Origin of the sequence: Serratia marcescens subsp. marcescens ATCC 13880, from assembly GCF_017299535.1 — a bacterium.
In the GTDB taxonomy this organism is placed as follows: domain Bacteria; phylum Pseudomonadota; class Gammaproteobacteria; order Enterobacterales; family Enterobacteriaceae; genus Serratia; species Serratia marcescens.
The window spans coordinates 4,976,773-4,995,383 of the sequence record NZ_CP071238.1 but is presented as its reverse complement, the minus strand read 5'-3'; the positions used below and the strand labels follow the sequence as shown (position 1 = coordinate 4,995,383).

Genomic DNA, 18,611 nt, shown 5'->3' with positions numbered 1-18,611 from the left:
TAACCAAGGGTATTACTCACATGTCAGAACAAAACAGCACCGAAATGGCTTTCCAGATCCAACGTATCTATACCAAGGATATCTCCTTCGAAGCGCCGAACGCGCCGCAGGTTTTCCAGCAGGAATGGCAGCCGGAAGTTAAACTTGATCTGGATACCGCGTCCAGCCAGCTGGCTGACGAAGTGTATGAAGTGGTACTGCGCGTAACCGTGACGGCGACCCTGGGCGAAGAGACGGCGTTCCTGTGCGAAGTGCAACAGGCGGGCATCTTCTCGGTAGCAGGCATCGAAGGCACGCAGCTGGCGCATTGCCTGGGTGCATACTGCCCGAACATCCTGTTCCCGTATGCGCGCGAGTGCATCACCAGCCTGGTTTCCCGCGGCACCTTCCCGCAGCTGAACCTGGCACCGGTCAACTTTGACGCGCTGTTCATGAACTATCTGCAGCAGCAGGCGGAAGGCGAAGGTGCCGCACCACATCAGGATGCCTGATGAACACCGTCAATGCTTCAATGACTGTTATCGGTGCCGGCTCGTACGGCACCGCATTGGCCATTACGCTGGCGCGTAACGGCCATTCCGTGGTGCTGTGGGGGCACAACCCCGCGCAAATTCAAACGTTGCAGCACGATCGCTGCAATCAGGCGTTTCTGCCCGACGTTCCCTTCCCCGATACCCTGCTGCTTGAAGCCGATTTGGCGCGTGCGCTGGCCGCCAGCCGCGACGTGCTGGTGGTGGTGCCGAGCCACGTGTTCGGCGACGTGCTGCGCCAGCTGAAGCCGCATCTGCGCCCGGATGCCCGCATCGTGTGGGCCACCAAGGGATTGGAAGCGGAAACCGGTCGGTTGCTGCAGGACGTGGCGCGTGAGGCGCTGGGCGAGACGATCCCGCTGGCGGTGCTCTCCGGGCCGACGTTCGCCAAAGAGCTGGCCGCCGGCCTGCCGACGGCGATCGCGCTGGCGGCGACCGATGCGCAGTTCGCCGACGATCTGCAACAGCTGCTGCACTGCGGCAAGAGCTTCCGCGTCTACAGCAATCCCGACTTCATCGGCGTGCAGCTTGGCGGCGCGGTGAAGAACGTGATCGCCATCGGCGCCGGCATGTCCGACGGCATCGGTTTCGGCGCTAACGCCCGTACCGCGTTGATTACACGCGGGCTGGCGGAAATGAGCCGTCTGGGTTCTGCGCTGGGCGCCGATCCTTCGACGTTCATGGGCATGGCGGGGCTGGGGGATCTGGTGCTAACCTGCACGGACAACCAGTCGCGCAACCGTCGCTTCGGCATTATGCTGGGGCAGGGTAAAGGCGTGCAGGAAGCGCAGGACAGTATCGGTCAGGTGGTCGAGGGCTATCGCAATACCAAAGAGGTGTTGGCGTTGGCGCAGCGGCACGGTGTGGAAATGCCGATCACCGAACAGATTTATCAGGTGCTTTACTGCCACAAGGACGCCCGCGAAGCGGCGCTGAGCCTGCTGGGGCGAGCCCGAAAGGACGAAAAACCCAGCGCGTGACATAAAACGATATGTCGGGGCAGCTGAATGCTGACCCCGCAAATGACCTGGGCCGCTTCGCGCTACCGTGTGAAGCGGCCCGTTTGGCAAGGTAAAGGGGTATGTGATGTCGTCAGAAGAGTTGGAACAGGTCTGGAACAGCATTAAATCAGAAGCGCGAGCACTGGCTGATTGTGAACCGATGCTGGCCAGCTTTTTCCATGCGACGTTGCTCAAGCACGAGAATCTGGGCAGCGCGCTCAGCTATATGCTGGCCAACAAGCTGGCCACGCCGATCATGCCCGCCATCGCGGTGCGCGAGGTGGTGGAAGAGGCCTACAAGTCTGACAACCAGATGATCGTTTCGGCGGCGCGCGATATCCTCGCGGTGCGCCTGCGCGACCCGGCGGTCGATAAATACTCCACGCCGCTGCTTTACCTGAAGGGGTTCCATGCGCTGCAGGCTTACCGCATCGGTCACTGGCTGTGGCAGCAAGGGCGGCAGGCGCTGGCGATCTACCTGCAAAATCAAATTTCCGTCGCCTTCGGCGTGGACATCCACCCGGCGGCGACCATCGGTTGCGGCATCATGCTCGACCACGCCACCGGCATCGTGATCGGTGAAACGGCGGTGGTGGAGAACAACGTCTCTATCCTGCAGTCGGTCACCCTGGGCGGTACCGGTAAAACCAGCGGCGACCGTCATCCGAAAATCCGTGAAGGGGTGATGATTGGCGCAGGCGCCAAAATTCTCGGCAATATCGAAGTGGGCAAGGGCGCGAAGATCGGCGCGGGCTCGGTGGTCTTGCAGGCGATACCGCCGCACACCACCGCCGCCGGCGTGCCGGCGCGCATCGTCGGGCGGCCGGAGAGCGATACGCCGTCGATGGATATGGACCAATACTTCAACGGCACCAATCACGGCTTCGAGTACGGCGACGGCATTTGAACGCCGTTTGCGTATCCATTCAGGGGGAGCTTCGGCTCCCCCTGTGTTTTTCAGGCGGCGGTCAGCCCTGCTTAGGGAAGTTGGTGATATCGGTAACGATGTCGTCGATCGCCGCCTTGACGTCATCCGCCGTGACCGGCGTGCTGTCGTTGTTGACGGTTTTACCGTAGGCCTTGCGTACCACTTCCAGCACCGTTTTACCGGTATCCTGGTCGATCAACTCGCCTTCGATATACAGCGCGGTATTTTGCGTCCGGTGCCCGGTAGCCGCCATAGTGCTGGCAACCACCGCCGCGACAGGCACCACCTCATAGAACTTCATGTCTTCGTTTTCGGCCGAAACAGCGGTGATGGCGAGTTTGGCCACCAGAACGCGCGAGCCCGTCGGGCTTGGCAGAATGGTAAAGCGGTTCTGCAGCGCGGTTTTGATTCGCTGGGTCGCGTAGGCCTTAATCTTGTTCAGCGTGTCCTGGCTGACGCGCGCCGTGGGTTTCTCCGACGGGAAATAGACCACCGGTTGGAAATAGATGCCGCGATAGTTGGATTCCTTGTAGCTTGGATCTACCCAGCGCAGCGTTTTATGACCGCTTGGTGAGGTGGTTTCCTGCAGTTTGCTGTAATCGGACAAGAAGCCCGAATATTGCGACGTTTGGGTGACTTTGGACGAACAGCCCGCCAGCAACAGGCCCGCTGCCAGAACGGCCATGGCAACGCTCAAGCGTTGTTTTTTCATGTGGTTTCCTATGATGAGTGGTGATTACCCTTACAAAACATAGCGCATTATCTGCGCCTCATCGGGCATTTTCGGGGCCGGGCGTGCCCTGCTTCGGCCTTTTTTCAGGATCGTGATGCGCCGCCGGTTTTCGCCGCCAGTGCCGGTGATAAGGCGGCGAGCAAGGCGTCCGCTCTGACCAGCGCCTGGCGTTGCTCAGCTTGCCACCGGGGCAACAAGGGCCAGAGATCCGCCTGATGTTCTGCCTGCAGGCACCAGATCTCCCGATCGTGCCAGTCACCGAGGGCGTTTTGCGCCGCTTTCAGGCTCGCCATCGCGGCGGGAGAGAGGGGAAGGCGCTGCGGATAGGCTTCAGCCGCGTAACGCAGGCGTTTTATCAGCAGCCGCAGGCGATGGCGATCGTAGCCGGTATCGGCCAATGCCCGGCGCAATTGCCGCTGCTGGCGCTGCAGGCGTCTATTCAGGCGGTGTTTGGCGCCGCGCCGCGCGGTGCGGCGAAAGCGGCGCGGCCAGGCGTGCAAAAGCGAGGGAAAGCCGATGAGCTGCGGATGAGCGAGCAGTTGACGGCAGCGGGCCTGAAGTTCGCTCTGGCGCGCGTTGGCCTGCCAATCGAGGCGATGACGCGCCAGCTCGGCGATCAGCACCTCGAGATCGCGCAGCGGCGTCGTGAGCTTGCCTAATTCGGCGGCGTCCCGATCGAGCCGGGTTGCGCCGGGGCAGCCGCGCAACGGACGCAGCAGGCTGCGAATGCGGCGCAGGCAGACGCGCAAGTCATGCAGCGCTTCGCTGTCTTGCGCCTGTTGCAGCCGCAACAGCGCCTCGTTCAGCGCCGGTTCGAGCCGGCGAAACTGGGTGACAATCTCTGCGACGAAAGCCATGTGCCGTGCCTGGAAGGGGTTAACCTTTCCAGTATGGCGCGACGTTGCGAATTACGCCTTGATCAGCGCACCGGCATAGTCCAGCTGCCGCCAGGCTTCATACACCACTACCGATACGGCATTCGACAGGTTCATGCTGCGGCTTTGCGCCTGCATCGGGATGCGGATTTTTTGCTGCGCAGGCAGCGCATCGAGGATGTCGGCAGGCAACCCGCGCGTTTCCGGGCCGAACAGCAGGTAGTCGCCGGTCTGGTAGCTGACGGCGCTGTGCGCCGGCGTGCCCTTGGTGGTGAGGGCAAACAGCCGCTGCGGGTTTTCGGCGGCGAGAAAGGCGGCGTAATCGGCATGACGGCTAACGCGGGTGAACTCATGATAGTCCAGCCCGGCGCGGCGCAGGCGCTTGTCGTCCCACGGGAAACCCAGCGGTTCGATCAGGTGCAGATTAAAGCCGGTATTGGCGCACAGGCGGATGATATTGCCGGTATTGGGTGGAATTTCGGGTTCAAATAAAACGATGTTCAGCATGTTGCAGGCCCCTCGTGAACGAGGGGCGCAGGATAGCAAACTCTTACTGTTCTGTCTTAGACGATAGGCGTTGATGATGCAGCGGCAGCCACAGCACCAGCCGCAGACCGCCAAGCGGGCTGTCTTCGGCCTTCACCCAGCCGCGATGCTGATTGACCGCCGCCTCGACGATAGCCAGGCCAAGGCCGGTGCCGCCGGACTCACGGTCGCGCGCCTCATCGGTGCGGTAGAACGGACGGAAGATCTGCTCGCGGTCTTCGGCGCTGACGCCGGGGCCGTCGTCGTCAACCTGGATGGTCACGCCCTGATTGTCGGCGCTGAACGCCACGGCGATGCGGGTGTGTGAATACCGCAGGGCGTTGCGCACGATGTTTTCCAACGCGCTGTCCAGCGCGCTCGCGTTGCCGAACAGCGTCCACGGGCCGGGCGGCGCAGCGATCTCCAACTGCTTGCCCATCTGTTCGGCTTCGAAACGGGCGTTATCCAGCACGTCGGCCCACAGTTCGTTGGCCTTCAACTGCTCGCGCGCCAGCTCGCCCTTTTGCTGCCCGCGCGACAGCGCCAGCAGATCGTTGATCATCGAATCCAGCCGTTGCGCTTCGGTTTCGATGCGCGCCAGCTCGTGGCCTTCGCCGTGGCGGCGGCGCATCAGCGCGGTGGCCAGCTGCAGGCGAGTCAGCGGCGTGCGCAGCTCGTGCGAGATGTCCGAGATCAACCGTTGCTGGGCGTTCATCATGCGTTCCAGCGCGCTGACCATCTGGTTGAAGCTGGCGCCGGTGGCCAGGAACTCCTGCGGGCCGGCCTCCAGTTCCGGATGCTGCTTCAGGTTGCCGCGCGCCACGTCATCGGCGGCGTTCTTCAGCTTGCGAGCCGGTTTCGCCAGGCTCCAGGCCAGCCACAGCAGCAGCGGGGCGCTGATCAGCATGGTGACGATCAGCAGCAGCAGCGGCCGGTCGAACATCAGGTTGATGAAATCGGATTGCGGGCTGTTGGCGGGACGGATCAGGTACAGCTGGTAGTTGTCTTCGCCGTCGCGCACCGCGAACGGCCCGACCAGCTCGACGCGGCCGTACTTTTTCTTCTTGGGATGATCCGAGTTGTCGGATTGGCCGATGAAGTTGCGGACGATCTGCATTTCGTTGCGCTGCGCGCCGATCACCCGGCCTTCGCTGGTGACCAGCAGCAGGCGCTGGCCCGGCGGCGCCCATTTGTCGATGGCGCGGAACAGGCGGCGCCACCACATCAGATCGTTGGCCGGATCGTTTTGCAACTCGGCCTCGACGTGCTGTTCCAGCATCAACCCCTGCCGCTGCTCGCTGTCGAGCAATGAGGTCATCTGGCGGGAGTCGAGCTTGGGCACCATCAGCACCAGCATTAGCACCAAGGCTAACGTGAACCAGAAAATGGCGAAGATGCGTGCCGTCAAACTGTTGATCATGTTGCAGATACCATCAAATAACCACGCCCGCGCAGGGTTTTGAACCACGGATGCCCGTCTTTGCGATCCGGCAGCTTACGCCGCAGGTTGGAGATATGCATGTCGATGGCGCGATCGAACGGGGTCAGGCGTTTGCCCAGCACTTCCTGGCTCAGCAGTTCGCGTGACACCACCTGGCCGAGGTGCTGCGCCAGCAGATACAGCAGGGTGAACTCGGTGCCGGTCAGATCCAGCACCTGGCCGTCGAAGCTGGCCTCCTGGCGGCCGGGGTTCAGCTGCAGGCCATCGACATCCAGCGTCGGGGCGCCGCTGTCGACCTGCTGCTGCTGTTCGCTCCAGTTGGAACGGCGCAGAATGGCGCGAATGCGCGCGACCAGTTCGCGATCGTTGAAGGGTTTCGGCAGGTAATCATCGGCGCCCAGCTCCAGGCCCAACACGCGGTCCAGTTCGCTGCCGCGCGCGGTCAGCATGATGACCGGCGTTTGGTGATGTTGGCGCAGTTCTTTCAACGTATCGATGCCGTTTTTCTTCGGCATCATGATGTCGAGCAGCAGCAGATCGACGGAGCTGTCCAGCAGCGACAACGCCTGCTCGCCATCGTGCGCGACGACGATATTAAAACCTTCCATTTCAAGCAGTTCTTTTAACAGCGAGGTCAACTCGCGGTCGTCGTCAACTAACAGAATCTTGTTCATTATGATTTACCTCCAGACGCAAAATACGTCATCAACTGTTGCCATTCCATGACTTTACGTAGTTTTACATGCACTGACGCAGGTTTTCAGGTGTGGCGGTACACTGCTCCTCGTTGATTCGCAAAGTGAGAAAGCTTGAGGAGTTGAAATGCGTAAGGTGACCGCATTAGTTATGGCATCACTGCTGGCAATTGGTTCGACCGCTGCCTTCGCTGCCGACACTATACCGGACACAGCTCAACCTCCCGGCAACGACGCGATGACCCGAATACCCGGCCAGCACCATATGTTCGACGGTGTCAGCCTCAGCGAACAGCAGCGCCAGCAAATGCGCGATTTGATGCGCCAGGCCCGGCACGATCTGCCTGGTGTCAATGTAGCTGAAATGGAAGCCATGCATAAACTGGTGACCGCAGAGAAATTTGACGAAGCCGCCGTGTATGCCCAGGCGGAAAAGATGGCCCAACAGCAGGTCAAGCGCCAGGTCGAAATGGCCCGGGTGCGCAACCAAATGTATAACCTGCTGACGCCAGAGCAAAAAAGTGTTTTAGACCAGAAACATCAGCAGCGCATGCAGCAGATGGAGCAGCAAATTTCTGGTTTGCAGCAAGCTTCTGCCCAGAAGTGAAGTACGACTGAGTAGTCCCCTGTTTTTCCTTGCCATAGACACCATCCCTGTCTTCCCCGCCATGATGGCGGGGTTTTTTTTATCCGACATTTCGCTATATTGAGCGCCATACCTTTTGACCGGGATCCCTCAATGGAACAGCGCTATGCACGCCTGGTAAAGTCCGCTGCGTTGGCCGCTACCGCGCTGGCGTCGTCGCTGTTGTTGATCAAAATCGTCGCCTGGTACCACACCGGTTCTGTCAGTCTGCTGGCGGCGCTGGTGGATTCGCTGGTCGATATCGCGGCATCGCTGACCAACCTTCTGGTGGTGCGCTATTCGCTGCAGCCGGCCGATGCCGAGCACACCTTCGGCCACGGCAAAGCGGAGTCGCTGGCGGCGCTGGCGCAAAGCATGTTTATTTCCGGTTCCGCCCTGTTTCTGTTTCTCACCGGCTTCCAGCATCTGTATGCGCCGCAAACGCTGCGCGATCCCGGCGTTGGGGTCGTCGTGACGGTGATCGCGTTGGTCAGCACCCTGATGCTGGTCACCTATCAACGCTGGGTGGTCAGAAAAACGCGCAGCCAGGCCGTGCGCGCAGATATGCTGCATTATCAGTCAGATGTCATGATGAATGGTGCTATTCTTATCGCTCTTGGGCTAAGCTGGTACGGCTTCCAGCGCGCGGATGCGCTGTTTGCGCTGGGCATCGGCGTTTACATCCTGTATAGCGCGCTGCGCATGGGCTACGAAGCGGTGCAGTCGCTGTTGGATCGGGCGTTGCCGGATGACGAGCGCCAGGCGATTATCGCCGTGGTTTCCTCCTGGCCCGGGGTGAAAGGCGCGCACGATCTGCGCACGCGGCAGTCAGGGCCGACGCGTTTTATCCAACTGCATCTTGAGATGGACGACACGCTGCCGCTGCGCGAGGCGCATCGGTTGGCCGATCAGGTGGAACAGGCGTTGCGGCACCGTTTTGCGGGGGCGGACGTCATCATTCACCTGGATCCATGCTCCGTGGTGCCGCCGGGTAGGCAGGGGCATTGGGAGCTATAATCAGATAGAGGCACAGATCGAAGTATTATCATGAATATCTGAGTTAGCTCAGCGTGCCATGCGGTGTTTTAACCGTTATATTGCGTGACTTGAATCAATTCAGCTGGGTGTTTTTGATATAATATCCAGCAATAAGCCATAAAGCTGGTTTTCTGCAGCCGGAGAGGTTTCAAGACGATCGGCGGAGACAGAATTCTTAAGAAATTGCATCTACACAGTTCAGAGGTAGTCATGATCAAGAAAATCGGTGTACTGACGAGCGGCGGTGATTCGCCGGGTATGAACGCTGCAATCCGCGGCGTTGTGCGTTCTGCGCTTTCAGAAGGTCTGGAAGTTTTTGGTATTTACGATGGCTACCTTGGCTTGTACGAAGATCGCATGGAGCAGCTGGACCGTTATAGCGTGTCCGACATGATCAACCGCGGCGGCACCTTCCTCGGCTCGGCCCGCTTCCCGGAATTCAGGGATGAAAACGTGCGCGCCAAGGCGATTGAAAACCTGAAGAATCGCGGCATCGACGCGCTGGTGGTGATCGGCGGCGACGGTTCCTACATGGGCGCCAAACGCCTGACGGAAGAAGGCTTCCCGTGCATCGGTCTGCCGGGCACCATCGATAACGATGTCGCCGGTACCGACTACACCATCGGTTACTTCACCGCGCTGGAAACCGTGGTGGAAGCGATCGACCGCCTGCGCGATACCTCCTCGTCGCACCAGCGTATCTCCATCGTGGAAGTGATGGGCCGTTACTGCGGCGATCTGACGCTGGCGGCGGCGATTGCCGGCGGCTGCGAGTTCATCGTGCTGCCTGAAATCGAATTCAACCGCGAAGATCTGGTGTGCGAAATCAAGGCCGGTATCGCCAAAGGCAAAAAACACGCCATCGTGGCGATCACCGAGCACATCTGCGACATCGATGAGCTGGCGCGCCACATTGAGCAGGAAACCAAGCGTGAAACCCGCGCCACCGTGCTGGGCCACATTCAGCGCGGCGGTTCGCCGGTCGCCTATGACCGCATCCTGGCCTCGCGCATGGGCGCCTACGCCATCGAACTGCTGCTGCAGGGGTACGGCGGCCGCTGCGTCGGTATCCAGAACGAAAAGATGGTGCATCACGACATCATCGACGCGATCGAAAACATGAAGCGTCCGTTCAAGGGCGACTGGCTGGAAACGGCGAAAAAGCTGTACTGATTCGCCGCTCACCGCGCGCTGAAAGCCTCCGCTTGCGGGGGCTTTTTTATGCTCACCGGCGACATATTCCAGAATCATCTAGCCCAAAATTTTTTATTCTTTAATTGCCGGGAAAGTTTCTGGCAGGCTCTGATGCTAAATCAACCGATTGAGGTTGCGTTAATTTTCTGGGAGAGCCTGTCGATGCGTAAATGGGGTGTAGGTCTGACATTGGTGCTGTTGGCGTCCGGCGCCATGGCGAAGGATATTCAGTTGCTGAACGTGTCATACGATCCGACGCGTGAGTTCTATCAGGCTTACAACACGGCGTTCAGCAAGCACTACCAGGCGGAAACCGGCGACAAGGTGACGGTGCGCCAGTCGCACGGCGGTTCCGGCAAACAGGCGACCTCGGTGATCAACGGCATCGAGGCTGACGTGGTGACGCTTGCGCTGGCCTATGACGTCGACGCCATCGCCGAACGCGGGCGCATCGAGAAAGACTGGATCAAACGCCTGCCGGACAACTCGGCGCCTTACACCTCGACCATCGTCTTCCTGGTGCGCAAAGGCAACCCGAAACAGATTCATGACTGGCCTGATTTGATCAAGCCGGGCGTGTCGGTGATCACTCCGAATCCGAAAACTTCCGGCGGCGCCCGCTGGAACTACCTGGCCGCCTGGGGCTACGCGTTGCATCACAATAACAACGATAAGGCCAAGGCGCAGGACTTCGTCAAAAACTTGTACAAGAACGTTGAGGTGCTGGATTCCGGCGCGCGCGGCTCGACCAACACCTTCGTTGAGCGCGGCATCGGCGACGTGTTGATCGCCTGGGAAAACGAAGCGCTGCTGGCGGAGAAAGAGCTGGGCAAAGACAAGTTCGAGATTATTACGCCGAGCGAATCGATCCTGGCCGAACCGACGGTGTCGGTGGTGGATAAGCTGGTCGATAAACGCGGTACCCGCGAGGTGGCGACCGCCTACCTGAAGTATCTGTATTCACCGGAAGGGCAGACTATTGCGGCGCAGAACTATTATCGCCCGCGCGATGCGGCGGTGGCGGCCAAGTTCGCCGGGCAGTTCCCGCAGCTGAAGTTGTTCACCGTGGATGACACTTTCGGCGGCTGGACCGAAGCGCAGAAGGTGCACTTCGCCACCGGCGGCGTATTCGACGAAATCAGCAAACGTTGATGCCGTTTAAGCGGCAATAAAAAACCCCGGCAAGCCGGGGTTTTTTTATGGCAAGCCTAGGGCCGTCAGGCTTTTTTCGCTGCTGCGGCGGCTTTGACGATCACGGCGAAAGCGTCGGCTTTCAGCGAGGCGCCGCCAACCAGCGCGCCGTCGATGTCCGGCTGGGAGAACAGCTCTGCGGCGTTCTTGTCGTTCACCGAACCGCCGTACTGGATGATGATTTCAGCGGCAACCGCGGCATCGTGCTTGGCGATGTGATCGCGGATAAATTTGTGCACGGCCTGCGCCTGCGCAGGGGTGGCGGATTTGCCGGTACCGATGGCCCAGACCGGCTCATAGGCGATCACGGTGCCTTTCATCGCCGGTGCGCCCAGCGTTTTCAGCACGGCGTCGATCTGGCGCGCGCACACTTCTTCAGTTTTGCCCGCGGCGTTTTCCGCTTCGGTTTCACCGATGCACAGCACCGGGATCAGGCCGGCTTCTTTCAGCACGGCGAATTTCTCGGCGATGACTTCGTCGCTTTCTTTGTGGTAGGTGCGACGCTCGGAGTGGCCGATGATGATGTACTGAGCGCCGACGTCTTTCAGCATGTTGGCGGAAACTTCACCGGTGAAGGCGCCGGACAGGTTAACGTCCACGTTCTGCGCGCCCAGCGCGATGCGGCTGCCGGCCAGCGCGTGCTTGGCCTGATCCAGATACATCACCGGCGGGGCGATGGCGACGCCACAGCCGTCAACGCTGCTCAGCTCATTGCGCAGACCGGCGATCAGTTCGTTGACCATGTGAGTGCTGCCGTTAAGCTTCCAGTTACCCATAACTAATGGATGACGCATGTTTTTTCCTCCAACTAGGGAACGCGAGAGTCGAAATGACAACTGCCGGACCGGCAGTTTACCTGCCCAACAGTATAGAGATCATTAAGCGCGAAGGCTTTGCTTTTCGTCATTAAATGCCGCGCCGTTACGGCTCGGAAAGCGCCAGCTTAATCGGTTCAACCGCGAAGGTTACGCCTTTATCGCCGTTGTCCGAGACGACATAGCGAATGGCGCCGACCTGCTGTTGGTAAAAGCGCGATCCTTTGCCTTTTTCCAGCAGGCTGTTCACCTTGTTCTGGCTCTGCTCCACCGTCAACGCCGGTTCGAACTGGCGCATCAGCGCCGCCATGTAGTTGATGGCGATGGCGCGCGCGGCTTTTTCTTCATTGGCCTGTTGCAGCGGCAGGTGAGTGATCTGCAACGTTTTGATTTTGCCGGTGCCTTTCTCCAGCGCGGTGGAGGCATACAGGTTTTCGTTGAGTTTGCTGGCGGCGCGCGTCAGCAGCGGCGAATCGTCTTCGGTGGCCGGAATGGCGCGGAATTCGCCAATCGGCAGCTTCGGGTTGTCGCGATTGTATTTTTCGCGGAATTTGACCACCGTCAGATCGAACGTCGGCGCGCCGGCCAGCAGGTAAGGTGCGGCGGGCGTTGCATCGGCGGGCGGCGGATTGGCCCAGGCGCTGGCGGCGGCCTGCAACAGACAGGCAATGACGAGGGTTTTTCTCAGCATGGCGTATGGCATCAAGGACAAAGATGGCTCCGATTAAAGCGATAACTCGCGGGCCTTGTCAAAGATCCCGCGCCATTATCGGTTCGCTGACGAGAAAGCTGTGCGGCGCACCGCGTTATGCAAGGCGGAAAACTCGGCCCGGCAGCGCCTATGTTACACTGCGGCGCAGAATATGGGCAGGCTTAGAGCGCAGGAATCGATGACGTTACAACAGTGGTGTTTTTCTTTTAAGGGCCGCATCGGGCGGCGCGACTTCTGGATCTGGATGGGGCTGTGGTTGGCGCTGATGGCGGCGGCGTTTACGCTGGCCAATTATCAATTGATCGCCATCCAATCCATCGCCTTCTTTATCGTGGCGCTGCTGTGGCCGACGGCGGCGGTGCTGGTCAAACGTCTGCACGATCGCAACAAGGCCGGCTGGTGGGCGCTGCTGCTGATCCTGGCGTGGATGCTGGCGGCGGGCAACTGGCAAATGCTGGCGCCGATCTGGCAATGGGGCGTCGGGCGTTTCATCCCGACGCTGATTATCGTGATGATGATGATCGATCTGGGCGCCTTCGTCGGCACGCCGGGAGACAATCGGTTCGGCCCGGAAGCCGAACCGGTGAAGTTCCGCTGATCCCCTTTGGGTTACCAGTAGTGTTCGCTGGTGATGTGGCCCGGTTTGCGGCGCAGGTGTTTGCGCATCTGGCGATGGTCTTTCAGCGTTTGCTGGGTGTCCCGCACCATCTGCGGGTTGCCGCACAGCATCACGTGGCTGGTTTCGGCGTCGATGGTCAAGCCGATCGCCGCTTCCAGCCGGCCGTCCTCGATCAGCGCCGGCACGCGGCCGGTCAGTGAACCAGGCGTTTCTTCGCGGCTGACGACGGTCTGGATGCGCAGCTTGCCGTTGTAGCGTTGCTGCAATTGCTGCATCAGCGGCAGGTAGCTCAGATCGCGCGCAAAACGCGCGGCGTGCACCAGCACCAGGTTGTTAAAGCGTTCCAGGCCGACGCCTTGCTGCAGAATCGATAAATAGGGGCCGATGGCGGTGCCGGTCGCCAGCATCCACAGCGTGTCACAGTCGGGCACCTCATCCAGCACGAAGAAGCCGGCCGCTTCTTTGGTCACCATGACATCCGACCCTGGCCGTAGCTGATTGAGGCGCGGGCTCAGTTTGCCTTCCGGCACCGTCACCAGATAGAACTCCAGGTTGGCGTCATCGGGGGCATTGACGTAGGAGTAAGCGCGTTGCACTCGTTCGCCGTCGATCTCCAGCGCCAGTTTGGCGAATTGCCCGGCAGTGAAAGGATCGATGGGGGCATTGACCACCAGGCTGAACAGCCCGTCGGTCCATTGTTTTACCTGCGTAACCTTGCCGTTTACCCATTCAGCCATACTCTAAAGCTCCCGTGGTCGAATCAAATAAGCACAATGTCGTGAGCCGGAAATGGCGTGCGTGGTGCGCTCTATCCGGTAGTCGTTGCCGAACAGGCGGTGAAACAGCTGCAGCTCGGAATTGCACAGGCTGCTGCAGTTGGAACCGGCCACGCCGATCGGACAGTGGTTTTCCACCAACAGCGCACCGTGCGGATGATCGAGCAATTCGGCCATGTAACCGTCATGTTGCCGCAGACGCACCAATCGGGCTAACCGCTCTTGGTGGCTGCGCTCGGCGGACAGCTCTTCGGCATAGCGCAGATAAAGCTGCTCTTCGCGCGCGCTCAGCAACGGTTCCACGCCGGCGCCGCCAAACAGCCGCAGCGCGGATGCCCGCAGCCGCTCCTGATCGGCGGCCGCAAAAGCGTGCCCTCGCGCTGTCAGCGACCAGTAGCGCGTCGGGCGGCCGACCTTGCTGCGCGCTTCTTCGTAACAAACCAACTCACGTTTTTCCAGGGATTGCAGATGTTGTCGGATGCCCATCGGCGTGATGTCCAGACGCTCCGCCAGCATTTTGGCCGAGTGCGGGCCGAGAGCCTTTAACTGCAATAAAATCAGCTCAGGTGTTTTCATGAACCAAATCCCTATGGTGTTATTTTATTTCAAGTTGATGAAAATAATTATCGATTAAATGCTAAAGCGCGGCTACTGCAAGGGCGCTATTTTTAACTCCAAAGCGTTAGACGTACAGTTTAATTTACGAGCCTGGTCGGGTTTGCTGCCAGTGTGACCTGGATCAATATCTGCCTGAAACTCGCTAAAAAAATCAGATTTGATTAGTTTATGCCGCCATAGAGGGCTGCTCGCCGTTCTGGCTGCTGCAACGGCCATACCGGGACGCTGTGACGAGTTGAAACGTTAACGAAGATAATGAGAAAACTAGAGAATTTTCACCTGCTGGTGATGCTTATCCTGTTGGTCGCCGTCGGCCAGATGGCGCAAACCATTTATGTTCCCGTGATTGCTGATATCGCCCACGATCTGTCGGTTCGCACCGGCGCTGTGCAACGGGTGATGGCGGCGTATCTGCTGACCTACGGTTTCTCCCAGCTGATTTACGGGCCGATATCGGATCGTATCGGGCGTCGCCCGGTGATCCTGACCGGCATGATGATCTTCCTGGCCGGTGCGCTGGGCGCACTGCTGTCCACCAATCTGACGATGCTGGTTGCCGCCAGCGCGATTCAGGGCATGGGCACCGGCGTGGCGGGCGTGATGGCGCGCACCATGCCGCGCGATCTGTATGCCGGCACCGCACTGCGCTACGCCAACAGCCTGTTGAACATGGGGATTTTGGTCAGCCCGCTGCTGGCGCCGGTGATCGGCGGCGCATTGGCGATGGTGTTCGGCTGGCGCGCCTGCTACGCCTTCCTGCTGGGGCTGTGCGCCTGCGTCGCCTTCGCCATGTTCCGCTGGCTGCCGGAAACCCGTCCGGTGCAAACGGAAAAACGTCGCATGCTGGCCAGTTTCCGCCAACTGCTGGGTGACAGCACCTTCAGTTGCTATCTGGTGATGCTGATCGGCGCGCTGGCGGGGATTGCGGTATTCGAGGCCAGCTGCGGCGTGTTGATGGGCGGCGTGTTGGGACTGAGTGGGCTGACCGTCAGCATCCTGTTCATTCTGCCGATCCCGGCGGCGTTTTTCGGCGCCTGGTACGCCGGGCGCGACGGCAAGACCTTCCACACGCTGATGTGGCATTCGGTGATTAGCTGCCTGCTGGCGGGGGCGATGATGTGGATCCCGGGCTGGTTCGGCGTGATGAACATCTGGACGCTGATCGTGCCGGCCGCATTGTTCTTCTTCGGCGCCGGCATGCTGTTCCCGCTGGCGACCACCGGGGCGATGGAGCCGTTCCCTTACCTGGCCGGCGCGGCGGGCGCATTGGTGGGCGGCATGCAGAACATGGGGTCCGGTCTGGCGACCTGGCTTTCCGCCATGCTGCCGCAAACCGGGCAGTTCAGCCTCGGCTTGCTGATGTTCGCGATGGCGCTGCTGATCCTGCTGTGCTGGTGGCCGCTGTCCAATCGCATGCAGCATCAAGGACATACCGCATAACGACAGGGCGCCATTCGGCGCCCTCATACCGTTGACAAAGGGAAGAAAAAGCGTGGTTTTTCTCCCCTTTGTGGTTATTAGCCGAAATTCAATAAATTGATTTTCCTTGTTTTTTATTCACTGTTCTCTGCCGACCCGGCAAGGGCATGAGGTTTGCCATCAATCATCAGGGCGCCATTCGGCGCCCTGTTTCGTTACAGCAGAAACTCGTGCAGCGCCGGGTCTTTGCGATCCAGATAGTGGGTCGAACGGATACGGCGGATGGTGCGCGACTTGCCGCGGATCAGCAACGTTTCGGTGGTGGCCATGTTGCCCTGGCGGCTGATGCCCTCCAGCAAATCGCCCTTGGTGATGCCGGTGGCGGAGAAGATCACGTTGTCGTTGCGCGCCATCTGATCCAGACGCAGCGCCTGGCCGGCTTCGATACCCATCTCCCGGCAGCGGGCCAACTCTTGTTCGCCGATGCGGCGGTTTTCGGCGCTGTCGCCTTTCACCTCATGACGCGGCAGCAAACGCGCCTGCATGTCGCCGTCCAGCGCGCGGATCACCGCGGCTGAGATCACTCCTTCCGGCGCGCCGCCGATGCCGTACATCACATCGACCTCGCTTTCGGGCATGCAGGTGAGAATGGAGGCCGCCACGTCGCCGTCAGGAATGGCGAATACTCGCACGCCCAACTGTTGCATCTGCGCGATGACGCCGTCGTGGCGCGGTTTGGCCAATACGATCACCGTCAACTGCGACAGTGGTTTGCCCAGTCGTTCGGCGACGTTCTGCAGGTTCTCCGCCAGCGGCCGGTTGATATCGATGGCGCCGCGCGCCGCCGGGCCGACCACCAGCTTCTCCATGTACATGTCCGGCGCGTGCAGGAAAGTGCCGCGATCGCCCACCGCCAATACCGCCAGCGCGTTGGACTGGCCCATGGCGGTCATGCGGGTGCCTTCGATCGGATCGACCGCGATGTCGACCGCGTCGCCTTGGCCGGTACCGACCTGCTCGCCGATATACAACATCGGCGCTTCGTCGATCTCGCCTTCGCCGATCACAATGCGCCCATCGATATCCACTTTGTTGAGCATGATGCGCATGGCGTGGACCGCCGCGCCGTCGGCGGCGTTCTTGTCGCCGCGCCCCAGCCATTTGTAGCCCGCCAGCGCGGCGGCTTCGGTAACGCGGGAGAATTCGATGGCTAATTCACGTTTCATGGCAAACCTGTCTGTGAGAAAGGGAAGAAAATATCGACAAAGTCTATCACAGCGCGGTGGCGGCAGGGCGGGGCAAAAAAAAAGCGCCGCCCGCAGGCAGCGCTTGTTGGCGAAACGGCAACTTCGGGATTACTCGTGATCTTCCCATGCCTGAGCGCGAGCCACCGCTTTTTTCCAGCCGCTGTAGCGGTAGTTGCGTTCGGTGGTTTCGATGCTTGGGCGGAATTCACGCTCAACCACCGCTTTGCTCTTCACTTCATCCAGATCGTTCCAGTAGCCGATGGCCAGGCCCGCCAGGAACGCCGCGCCCAGCGCCGTCGATTCACGCACTTCAGGGCGCTCTACGCGGGTGCCGAGAATATCGGACTGGAACTGCATCAGGAAGTTGTTGGCGACTGCGCCGCCGTCCACGCGCAGCGATTGCAGGCGGGTGTTGGCGTCGGCCTGCATGGCGTCCAGCACGTCACGGGTCTGGAAGGCGATGGATTCCAGCGTGGCGCGGATGATGTGGTTGCTGTTGGCGCCGCGGGTCAGGCCGAAAATGGCGCCGCGAGCATACGGATCCCAGTAAGGCGCACCCAGGCCGGTGAAGGCCGGCACCACATAGACGCCGTTGCTGTCTTTCACCTTGGTGGCGAAGTATTCGGAGTCGGCGGCGTCGCTGATCAGTTTCAGCTCGTCGCGCAGCCACTGGATAGACGCGCCGCCGATGAACACCGCGCCTTCCAGCGCATAGTTCACTTCACCGCGCGGGCCGCAGGCGATGGTGGTCAGCAGACCGTTTTTCGACCGTACCGCTTCTTTGCCGGTGTTCATCAGCAGGAAGCAGCCGGTGCCGTAGGTGTTCTTCGCCATGCCCGGTTGAACGCACAGCTGGCCGTACAGCGCCGCCTGCTGGTCACCGGCGATACCGGCGATAGGAATACGCGTGCCGCCCTTACCGCCGATGTTGGTCTGGCCGTATACCTCGGAGGACGGACGGACTTTCGGCAGCATGGCGCGCGGAATGTCCAGCACTTCCAGCATGCGTTCGTCCCAGTCCAGTTCGTGGATGTTGAACATCATGGTGCGTGAGGCGTTGGTGTAATCGGTGACGTGTACGCGCCCCTGGGTCATTTTCCACACCAGCCAGGTATCCACGGTGCCGAACAGCAGTTCGCCGCGCTTGGCGCGCTCGCGGGCGCCTTCGACGTTGTCCAGGATCCACTTCACCTTGGTGCCGGAGAAGTACGGGTCAACCACCAGGCCGGTGTTGTGACGGATGTACTCTTCCAGGCCGTCGCGCTTGAGCTTCTCGCAGATGTCGGCGGTGCGGCGGCACTGCCAAACGATGGCGTTGTAAATCGGCTTGCCGGTCTCTTTTTCCCAGACGATGGTGGTTTCGCGCTGGTTGGTGATGCCGATGCCGGCGATCTGATCGGAATTGATGTCGGCTTTCGCCAGCACTTCTACCAGCGTCGAACTTTGCGACGCCCAGATCTCCATCGGGTCGTGCTCAACCCAGCCGGCCTTTGGATAGATCTGCGGGAATTCGCGCTGCGATACCGCAACGATGTTGGCGTCGTGATCGAGCACGACGGCGCGTGAGCTGGTGGTCCCTTGGTCGAGTGCGACAATGTATTTTTTTTCTACAGTCATGGTAATTATCCT

At 60.2% G+C, this 18,611-nt stretch carries 20 protein-coding genes; 9 read left to right on the top strand and 11 right to left on the bottom strand.

Annotation, left to right across the window (positions count from 1 at the left end; genetic code table 11):
- Positions 1 to 20 precede the first annotated feature (20 nt).
- The 3 genes from secB (at position 21) to cysE (ending at position 2,438) form a co-directional block, all read left to right on the top strand.
- Positions 21 to 491, top strand: a complete 471-nt coding sequence (gene secB / locus J0F90_RS23850) for a protein-export chaperone SecB (protein ID WP_004931139.1) — start codon at positions 21 to 23, stop codon at positions 489 to 491.
- Complete coding sequence (gpsA, locus tag J0F90_RS23845) at positions 491 to 1,510, top strand: NAD(P)H-dependent glycerol-3-phosphate dehydrogenase (protein ID WP_016929701.1); 1,020 nt, start codon at positions 491 to 493, stop codon at positions 1,508 to 1,510. The genes secB and gpsA overlap by 1 nt, the downstream gene beginning before the upstream one ends.
- 106 nt (positions 1,511 to 1,616) lie before the next feature.
- Positions 1,617 to 2,438, top strand: a complete 822-nt coding sequence (gene cysE / locus J0F90_RS23840) for a serine O-acetyltransferase (RefSeq protein WP_004931135.1) — start codon at positions 1,617 to 1,619, stop codon at positions 2,436 to 2,438.
- A gap of 61 nt (positions 2,439 to 2,499) precedes the next feature.
- Here cysE and J0F90_RS23835 read toward each other — a convergent pair whose 3' ends face one another.
- The 5 genes from J0F90_RS23835 to cpxR form a co-directional block, all read right to left on the bottom strand.
- Complete coding sequence (locus J0F90_RS23835; RefSeq protein ID WP_033639138.1) at positions 2,500 to 3,171, bottom strand: DUF3313 domain-containing protein; 672 nt, start codon at positions 3,169 to 3,171, stop codon at positions 2,500 to 2,502.
- A 104-nt stretch (positions 3,172 to 3,275) separates the two neighbouring features.
- Complete coding sequence (locus J0F90_RS23830) at positions 3,276 to 4,049, bottom strand: CHAD domain-containing protein (RefSeq protein ID WP_033639139.1); 774 nt, start codon at positions 4,047 to 4,049, stop codon at positions 3,276 to 3,278.
- 51 nt (positions 4,050 to 4,100) lie between these two features.
- Entirely contained in the window at positions 4,101 to 4,574 is a 474-nt protein-coding gene (gene trmL / locus J0F90_RS23825; protein ID WP_033639140.1) for a tRNA (uridine(34)/cytosine(34)/5-carboxymethylaminomethyluridine(34)-2'-O)-methyltransferase TrmL, read from the bottom strand.
- A 43-nt stretch (positions 4,575 to 4,617) separates the two neighbouring features.
- Positions 4,618 to 6,012 carry an envelope stress sensor histidine kinase CpxA gene (gene cpxA, locus J0F90_RS23820; protein WP_015379421.1) on the bottom strand — a complete coding sequence of 465 codons (1,395 nt, stop codon included), beginning with the start codon at positions 6,010 to 6,012 and terminating at the stop codon, positions 4,618 to 4,620.
- Complete coding sequence (gene cpxR, locus J0F90_RS23815) at positions 6,009 to 6,707, bottom strand: envelope stress response regulator transcription factor CpxR (RefSeq protein WP_004931124.1); 699 nt, start codon at positions 6,705 to 6,707, stop codon at positions 6,009 to 6,011. The genes cpxA and cpxR overlap by 4 nt, the downstream gene beginning before the upstream one ends.
- Before the next feature lie 148 nt (positions 6,708 to 6,855).
- On the opposite strand from cpxR, the gene cpxP reads away from it, so the two are divergent.
- From cpxP to J0F90_RS23795, 4 genes are all read left to right on the top strand, one after another.
- Positions 6,856 to 7,335 (top strand): cell-envelope stress modulator CpxP, encoded by a 480-nt coding sequence (gene cpxP / locus J0F90_RS23810; protein ID WP_004931122.1) that lies wholly within the window; start codon positions 6,856 to 6,858, stop codon positions 7,333 to 7,335.
- A gap of 132 nt (positions 7,336 to 7,467) precedes the next feature.
- On the top strand, positions 7,468 to 8,370 hold the full coding sequence (gene fieF, locus J0F90_RS23805; RefSeq protein ID WP_033639141.1) for a CDF family cation-efflux transporter FieF: 903 nt from the start codon (positions 7,468 to 7,470) through the stop codon (positions 8,368 to 8,370).
- 231 nt (positions 8,371 to 8,601) lie between these two features.
- Positions 8,602 to 9,564 carry a 6-phosphofructokinase gene (gene pfkA, locus J0F90_RS23800; protein ID WP_004931116.1) on the top strand — a complete coding sequence of 321 codons (963 nt, stop codon included), beginning with the start codon at positions 8,602 to 8,604 and terminating at the stop codon, positions 9,562 to 9,564.
- Positions 9,565 to 9,747: 183 nt separating this feature from the next.
- Complete coding sequence (locus J0F90_RS23795) at positions 9,748 to 10,737, top strand: sulfate ABC transporter substrate-binding protein (protein WP_033641335.1); 990 nt, start codon at positions 9,748 to 9,750, stop codon at positions 10,735 to 10,737.
- Between the two features lie 65 nt (positions 10,738 to 10,802).
- Here J0F90_RS23795 and tpiA read toward each other — a convergent pair whose 3' ends face one another.
- Together tpiA and J0F90_RS23785 are read right to left on the bottom strand one after the other, a co-directional pair.
- Positions 10,803 to 11,570, bottom strand: a complete 768-nt coding sequence (tpiA, locus tag J0F90_RS23790) for a triose-phosphate isomerase (protein ID WP_004931113.1) — start codon at positions 11,568 to 11,570, stop codon at positions 10,803 to 10,805.
- 127 nt (positions 11,571 to 11,697) lie between these two features.
- Positions 11,698 to 12,282 (bottom strand): DUF1454 family protein, encoded by a 585-nt coding sequence (locus J0F90_RS23785; protein ID WP_016929709.1) that lies wholly within the window; start codon positions 12,280 to 12,282, stop codon positions 11,698 to 11,700.
- Between the two features lie 199 nt (positions 12,283 to 12,481).
- On the opposite strand from J0F90_RS23785, the gene J0F90_RS23780 reads away from it, so the two are divergent.
- On the top strand, positions 12,482 to 12,901 hold the full coding sequence (locus tag J0F90_RS23780) for a DUF805 domain-containing protein (RefSeq protein ID WP_033639143.1): 420 nt from the start codon (positions 12,482 to 12,484) through the stop codon (positions 12,899 to 12,901).
- Positions 12,902 to 12,912: 11 nt separating this feature from the next.
- Here the strand turns inward: J0F90_RS23780 and fpr are convergent, their stop codons facing one another.
- Both fpr and J0F90_RS23770 read right to left on the bottom strand, forming a co-directional pair.
- On the bottom strand, positions 12,913 to 13,659 hold the full coding sequence (fpr, locus tag J0F90_RS23775; RefSeq protein ID WP_004931107.1) for a ferredoxin--NADP(+) reductase: 747 nt from the start codon (positions 13,657 to 13,659) through the stop codon (positions 12,913 to 12,915).
- A gap of 3 nt (positions 13,660 to 13,662) precedes the next feature.
- The gene (locus J0F90_RS23770; RefSeq protein ID WP_016929711.1) at positions 13,663 to 14,274 is read right to left on the bottom strand and encodes a helix-turn-helix transcriptional regulator; all 612 of its coding nucleotides are present in this window, start codon (positions 14,272 to 14,274) and stop codon (positions 13,663 to 13,665) included.
- A gap of 297 nt (positions 14,275 to 14,571) precedes the next feature.
- Between J0F90_RS23770 and emrD the strand changes: the two genes are divergently transcribed.
- Positions 14,572 to 15,756, top strand: coding sequence for a multidrug efflux MFS transporter EmrD (gene emrD, locus J0F90_RS23765; protein WP_033639144.1), 1,185 nt, complete (start codon positions 14,572 to 14,574; stop codon positions 15,754 to 15,756).
- 194 nt (positions 15,757 to 15,950) lie between these two features.
- Here the strand turns inward: emrD and glpX are convergent, their stop codons facing one another.
- Both glpX and glpK read right to left on the bottom strand, forming a co-directional pair.
- A complete protein-coding gene (glpX, locus tag J0F90_RS23760; protein ID WP_033639145.1) occupies positions 15,951 to 16,961 on the bottom strand; it encodes a class II fructose-bisphosphatase in 1,011 nt (336 codons plus the stop codon).
- A gap of 129 nt (positions 16,962 to 17,090) precedes the next feature.
- Positions 17,091 to 18,599, bottom strand: coding sequence for a glycerol kinase GlpK (glpK, locus tag J0F90_RS23755; protein ID WP_004931097.1), 1,509 nt, complete (start codon positions 18,597 to 18,599; stop codon positions 17,091 to 17,093).
- Positions 18,600 to 18,611 lie beyond the last annotated feature (12 nt).

Excerpts from the sequence above, each read along its gene's own strand:
- secB (WP_004931139.1), top strand. The coding sequence starts at position 21 with ATGTCAGAACAAAACAGCACCGAAATGGCTTTCCAGATCCAACGTATC.
- gpsA (WP_016929701.1), top strand. The coding sequence starts at position 491 with ATGAACACCGTCAATGCTTCAATGACTGTTATCGGTGCCGGCTCGTAC.
- cysE (WP_004931135.1), top strand. The coding sequence starts at position 1,617 with ATGTCGTCAGAAGAGTTGGAACAGGTCTGGAACAGCATTAAATCAGAA.
- J0F90_RS23835 (WP_033639138.1), bottom strand. The coding sequence starts at position 3,171 with ATGAAAAAACAACGCTTGAGCGTTGCCATGGCCGTTCTGGCAGCGGGC.
- J0F90_RS23830 (WP_033639139.1), bottom strand. The coding sequence starts at position 4,049 with ATGGCTTTCGTCGCAGAGATTGTCACCCAGTTTCGCCGGCTCGAACCG.
- trmL (WP_033639140.1), bottom strand. The coding sequence starts at position 4,574 with ATGCTGAACATCGTTTTATTTGAACCCGAAATTCCACCCAATACCGGC.
- cpxA (WP_015379421.1), bottom strand. The coding sequence starts at position 6,012 with ATGATCAACAGTTTGACGGCACGCATCTTCGCCATTTTCTGGTTCACG.
- cpxR (WP_004931124.1), bottom strand. The coding sequence starts at position 6,707 with ATGAACAAGATTCTGTTAGTTGACGACGACCGCGAGTTGACCTCGCTG.
- cpxP (WP_004931122.1), top strand. The coding sequence starts at position 6,856 with ATGCGTAAGGTGACCGCATTAGTTATGGCATCACTGCTGGCAATTGGT.
- fieF (WP_033639141.1), top strand. The coding sequence starts at position 7,468 with ATGGAACAGCGCTATGCACGCCTGGTAAAGTCCGCTGCGTTGGCCGCT.
- pfkA (WP_004931116.1), top strand. The coding sequence starts at position 8,602 with ATGATCAAGAAAATCGGTGTACTGACGAGCGGCGGTGATTCGCCGGGT.
- J0F90_RS23795 (WP_033641335.1), top strand. The coding sequence starts at position 9,748 with ATGCGTAAATGGGGTGTAGGTCTGACATTGGTGCTGTTGGCGTCCGGC.
- tpiA (WP_004931113.1), bottom strand. The coding sequence starts at position 11,570 with ATGCGTCATCCATTAGTTATGGGTAACTGGAAGCTTAACGGCAGCACT.
- J0F90_RS23785 (WP_016929709.1), bottom strand. The coding sequence starts at position 12,282 with ATGCTGAGAAAAACCCTCGTCATTGCCTGTCTGTTGCAGGCCGCCGCC.
- J0F90_RS23780 (WP_033639143.1), top strand. The coding sequence starts at position 12,482 with ATGACGTTACAACAGTGGTGTTTTTCTTTTAAGGGCCGCATCGGGCGG.
- fpr (WP_004931107.1), bottom strand. The coding sequence starts at position 13,659 with ATGGCTGAATGGGTAAACGGCAAGGTTACGCAGGTAAAACAATGGACC.
- J0F90_RS23770 (WP_016929711.1), bottom strand. The coding sequence starts at position 14,274 with ATGAAAACACCTGAGCTGATTTTATTGCAGTTAAAGGCTCTCGGCCCG.
- emrD (WP_033639144.1), top strand. The coding sequence starts at position 14,572 with ATGAGAAAACTAGAGAATTTTCACCTGCTGGTGATGCTTATCCTGTTG.
- glpX (WP_033639145.1), bottom strand. The coding sequence starts at position 16,961 with ATGAAACGTGAATTAGCCATCGAATTCTCCCGCGTTACCGAAGCCGCC.
- glpK (WP_004931097.1), bottom strand. The coding sequence starts at position 18,599 with ATGACTGTAGAAAAAAAATACATTGTCGCACTCGACCAAGGGACCACC.